Origin of the sequence: Luteibacter sp., assembly GCF_051958795.1 — a bacterium.
Taxonomy (GTDB): Bacteria; Pseudomonadota; Gammaproteobacteria; order Xanthomonadales; family Rhodanobacteraceae; genus Luteibacter.
This window is the reverse complement of record NZ_JBQCFT010000111.1, coordinates 1-4283: the sequence shown is the minus strand read 5'-3', so window position 1 is coordinate 4283 and position 4283 is coordinate 1. Positions and strand designations below refer to the sequence as shown.

At 67.2% G+C, this 4283-nt stretch carries 4 protein-coding genes; all 4 read right to left on the bottom strand.

Annotated features, from left to right (window positions below):
- On the bottom strand, nucleotides 1-2340 hold a 2340-nt coding region (gene pheT / locus ACTHLF_RS05950; protein WP_440325693.1), incomplete at its 3' end, for a phenylalanine--tRNA ligase subunit beta.
- Between the two features lie 34 nt (nucleotides 2341-2374).
- Nucleotides 2375-3367 carry a phenylalanine--tRNA ligase subunit alpha gene (pheS, locus tag ACTHLF_RS05945; RefSeq protein WP_440325691.1) on the bottom strand — a complete coding sequence of 331 codons (993 nt, stop codon included), beginning with the start codon at nucleotides 3365-3367 and terminating at the stop codon, nucleotides 2375-2377.
- Between the two features lie 100 nt (nucleotides 3368-3467).
- Nucleotides 3468-3827, bottom strand: a complete 360-nt coding sequence (gene rplT, locus ACTHLF_RS05940; RefSeq protein ID WP_072322974.1) for a 50S ribosomal protein L20 — start codon at nucleotides 3825-3827, stop codon at nucleotides 3468-3470.
- Nucleotides 3828-3840: 13 nt separating this feature from the next.
- Nucleotides 3841-4038, bottom strand: coding sequence for a 50S ribosomal protein L35 (gene rpmI, locus ACTHLF_RS05935; RefSeq protein WP_045831437.1), 198 nt, complete (start codon nucleotides 4036-4038; stop codon nucleotides 3841-3843).
- Nucleotides 4039-4283: the final 245 nt, after the last annotated feature.

The window sequence follows — 4283 nt, the reverse complement described above, 5'->3', positions numbered from 1 at the left end:
CACCGCGTCTGCCACGCAAGCGTCGGCATCGTCGTCGGTAAGGGTGCGTGAAGCGTCCTGTAAAATCAAGCCCATAGCGAGACTCTTTCGCCCTTCCTCGACGCCCTTGCCCACGTAGCGATCGAACAGGCGGACCTCCTTGAGGAGCTCGCCGAGGGCGCCGCGGACAGCGCCTTCCACGCTGGCCCAGGCCACGTCTTCCGGCAGGTCCATGGCGATGTCGCGGCGGACCGCCGGGAAGCGGGCCACGCGGGTGGCGTTCGGCATGCGACGGGTGAGTACCGGCTCCAGGGCCAGTTCCATCACGTAGACGTCCGGACCCAGGTCGAGCGCCTTGGCGAGCGCCGGATGCAGCGCGCCGAGGAAGCCGGCCGGCTGGCCGTCACGGAGCACGCGGGCACCCCGCCCCGGGTGCAGCCATGCGGGCAGGCCCTCCGAGTCGACGGACCAGCGCTGGGCTTCACCCGTGTGCGCGACCAGCGCATCGAGGTCACCCTTGAGGTCGTAGAAATCGACCGGGCGCGAGGCCTCGCCCCACTGCTCGGCGCGAGCGGCGCCCGAGGCGACCACGGCCACGCGGCCGACCTCGTCCGGGGCGCCGCCGGTGGCGTGGAAGCTGCGCGCTACTTCGAACAGGCGCACGCGATCCTGCTGGCGGGCGCGGTTATGGCGCAGCGCCTCGACCAGGCCCGGCAACAGCGAGGTGCGCATCACGGCCAGGTCGGCCGAGAGCGGGTTCGCGAGCGGGACCCAGGCGTGGTCGAGCTGCCAGGTCTTGAGCAGGTCGGCGCTGACGAAGGAGAGCGTCACTGCCTCGAAGTAACCGCGGGCAGCGAGCTGGTCACGCAGGGCGTTCTCCGGCAGGCGCGCCTCGGCCACCGGTTCCAGCGCGATCTTGCCGGCCGGGGTGGTGGTCGGGATGCGCTCGTAGCCATGGATGCGGGCCACTTCCTCGATAAGGTCTTCTTCGATCTCGATATCGAAGCGGCTGCTCGGCGGGGTCACGCGCCAGCCATCCGGGATCTCTTCCACGCCCATGCCGAGCGCGGTGAAGATGCGGGTGACTTCAGCGGCAGCGACTTCGATACCGAGGATGCGGCGCAGGCGGGCGTGGCGCAGGAGCACCGGCGCATGCGCGCGCAGGTGTTCGCCGAGCTCGGCGGTGGTCACCGGGCCGGCCTGGCCACCGGCGATCTGGATCAGCAGTTCGGTGGCGCGTTCGAGGGCACGCTTCGGCAGGGCCGGATCCACGCCGCGCTCGAAGCGGTGCGAGGCATCGGTGTGCATGCCGAGCTTGCGGGCGCGGCCCATGATGGCGGCCGGCGCGAAGTGCGCGGCCTCCAGGAACACGTTGCGGGTGGCATCGGTGACGCGCGAGTCGAATCCGCCCATCACGCCGGCGACGGCCAGGGCTTTCGCTTCATCGGCAATCACGACGAACGACGGGTCGAGCTTTGCATCGCTGCCATCGAGCAGCTTGAGCACTTCGCCCTCGCCCGCGTGGCGGACGACGACGCTGCCGCTGAGCTGGTCGTTATCGAATGCGTGCAGCGGCTGGCCGAGCTCCATCATCACGTAGTTGGTGACGTCGACGACGGGGCTGATCGGGCGCAGGCCGGCACGGCGGAGACGCTCGGCCATCCACAGCGGGGTCTTCGCGGTGGTGTCGACGCCTTCGATGATGCGGCCAAGGTAGCGCGGCGCATCGGCACCGGCATCCAGGCGCACGGCACGGGTGGTGCCCGTGGTGGCCGGGACATCCGCCACACCGGCGGCACGCACGTGGCTGCCGAAGAGCGCGGCGACGTCGTGGGCCAGGCCGTTCAGGCCGAGCACGTCGGGGCGGTTCGGGGTGATCTTCAGTTCGATGCTGGCGTCGGGCAGACCGAGGTATTCCGCCAGCGACGTGCCGACCGGCGCATCCGCCGGCAGCTCGAGCAGGCCGGAGGCATCGGCATCGATACCTAGCTCTTTCGCGGAACAGAGCATGCCGAACGATTCCACGCCGCGCAGCTTCGCCGCCTTGATGGCGATGCCGCCCGGGAGGGTAGCGCCGACGGTGGCCAGGGGCACGCGGATGCCGACGCGCGCATTCGGGGCGCCGCAGACGATCTGCAGCAGTTCGCCCTGCCCTGCATCGACCTTGCACACCTGCAGGCGGTCGGCTTCGGGATGCTTCGTGGCTTCGACGATCTCGGCGACGACGACGCCGTCGAGGCCATCGCCCAGGGCGGTGACTTCTTCGACTTCCAGGCCCGACATGGTCAGCGCGTGCACCAGCGCCGCGCGATCCGCGTCGATGCTTACCAGTTCACGCAGCCAGTTTTCGGAGAATTTCATGGGAGCGACTCGTATGCGTTAAGGACGGCGTGGATCAGGCGAACTGGCGCAGGAAGCGCAAGTCGTTCTCGAAGAACGCACGCAGGTCGCTGACGCCATAGCGCAGCATGGCGAAACGTTCGACGCCCAGGCCGAACGCGAAGCCGCTGTAGCGCTCCGGATCGATGCCACAGTTCTTCAGCACGGTGGGGTGCACCATGCCGCAGCCCAGCACCTCGAGCCAGCGGGTGCTGCCGTCTTCGGCATCCCAGCGGATATCCACTTCGGCCGAGGGCTCGGTGAAGGGGAAGTAGCTGGGGCGGAAGCGCATCTCGAAGTCGCGCTCGAAGAACGCACGGATGAACTCGGCCAGCGTCCCCTTCAGGTCGGCGAAGCTGGAGGTCTCGTCGACCAGCAGGCCCTCGATCTGGTGGAACATCGGCGAGTGGGTCTGGTCCGAATCGCTGCGGTAGACCTTGCCCGGCGCGATGATGCGGATCGGCGGCTGCCGGCCCTGCATCGAGCGGATCTGCACCGGCGAGGTATGCGTGCGCAGCAGGCGGCCGTCGCCGAAGTAGAAGGTGTCGTGCATCGCGCGCGCGGGGTGGTGCGGCGGGAAGTTCAGCGCTTCGAAGTTGTGCCAGTCGTCTTCGATCTCCGGGCCATCGGCGCGCTGGTAACCCAGGCGGCCAAAGATGTCGGAGATGCGCTCGAGGGCACGGGTAATCGGGTGGATGCCGCCGTATTCACCATTGCGACCCGGCAGGGTCACGTCGATGCGTTCGGAAGCGAGGCGGCGGTCGAGCTCGGCCTGTTCCAGCGCCTGCTTGCGGGCGGCAATGGCGTCGGTGAGGCGCTCCTTGACGCGGTTCACTTCGGCGCCGCGCGCCTTGCGCTCTTCGCCGGTGAGCTGGCCCAGGGCCTTCAGGGCGGCGGTGACAGCGCCGTTCTTGCCCAGCAGGGCGACACGCACGCTATCCAGCGCCTCGAGCGAGGCTGCCGATTCGATATCGCGCAGGGAGGCGTCGACGTTCTCGATCGATTCCATCGGTTTTCCTGGAGAACAAAAAGAAATGGGGAGAAGGCAAGGCCTTCTCCCCACGTCATCCATCATCGCGCGATATGACTACCGCGCGTGGTAAAGCGGATTACGCAGCCAGACTGGCCTTGGCCTTCTCTGCGATAGCGCCAAACGCCTTGATGTCGTGCACGGCGAGGTCGGCGAGGACCTTGCGGTCGACCGAGATGTTCGCCTTCGCCAGGCCGTTGATGAGGCGGCTGTACGAGAGGCCGAACTGGCGGGCAGCGGCATTGATACGGACGATCCACAGCGCGCGGAACTGGCGCTTGCGCTGCTTGCGGCCGATGTAGGCGTACTGGCCAGCCTTGATGACGGCCTGGTTAGCTACGCGGAAAACCTTGCGACGGGCGTTGTAGTAGCCCTTCGCACGGCCGATGATCTTCTTGTGACGACGACGGGCGGTAACGCCGCGCTTAACACGTGCCATGACTTAGTCTCCCTTAGAGATACGGCAGCATCCGAGCCACACCCTTGGTGTCGCACGGCTTGACGTGGTTGGGAGCGCGCAGGCCGCGCTTACGCTTGGTCGACTTCTTGGTCAGGATGTGCGACTTGAAGGCGTGACCGGCCTTGAACTTGCCGGACGCGGTCTTGCGAAAACGCTTCGCAGCCGCCCGGTTGGTCTTGATCTTGGGCATCGGAATGCTCCCTTTTCGGGTTTCTGACTGAACCGGCGGCTGGCCCTGGGGCCCGCGCTTTCCTTCCTGCCGGGTACGGTACACGGCCCATCCATACGGACCGAGCCGGCGATGATACACAAAAATTTCAGATAGAGAAAGGGCGCCCGGAGGCGCCCTTCTGGATCAGGCCTTCTTCTTCGGGCCGATCATCATGACCATCTGGCGGCCTTCGAGGCGCGGGAAGGACTCCACCACGCCATCTT

Bases quoted from the DNA above. Each gene is read 5' to 3' on its own strand.
- pheS (WP_440325691.1), bottom strand. From the start codon at position 3,367: ATGGAATCGATCGAGAACGTCGACGCCTCCCTGCGCGATATCGAATCG.
- rplT (WP_072322974.1), bottom strand. From the start codon at position 3,827: ATGGCACGTGTTAAGCGCGGCGTTACCGCCCGTCGTCGTCACAAGAAG.
- rpmI (WP_045831437.1), bottom strand. From the start codon at position 4,038: ATGCCCAAGATCAAGACCAACCGGGCGGCTGCGAAGCGTTTTCGCAAG.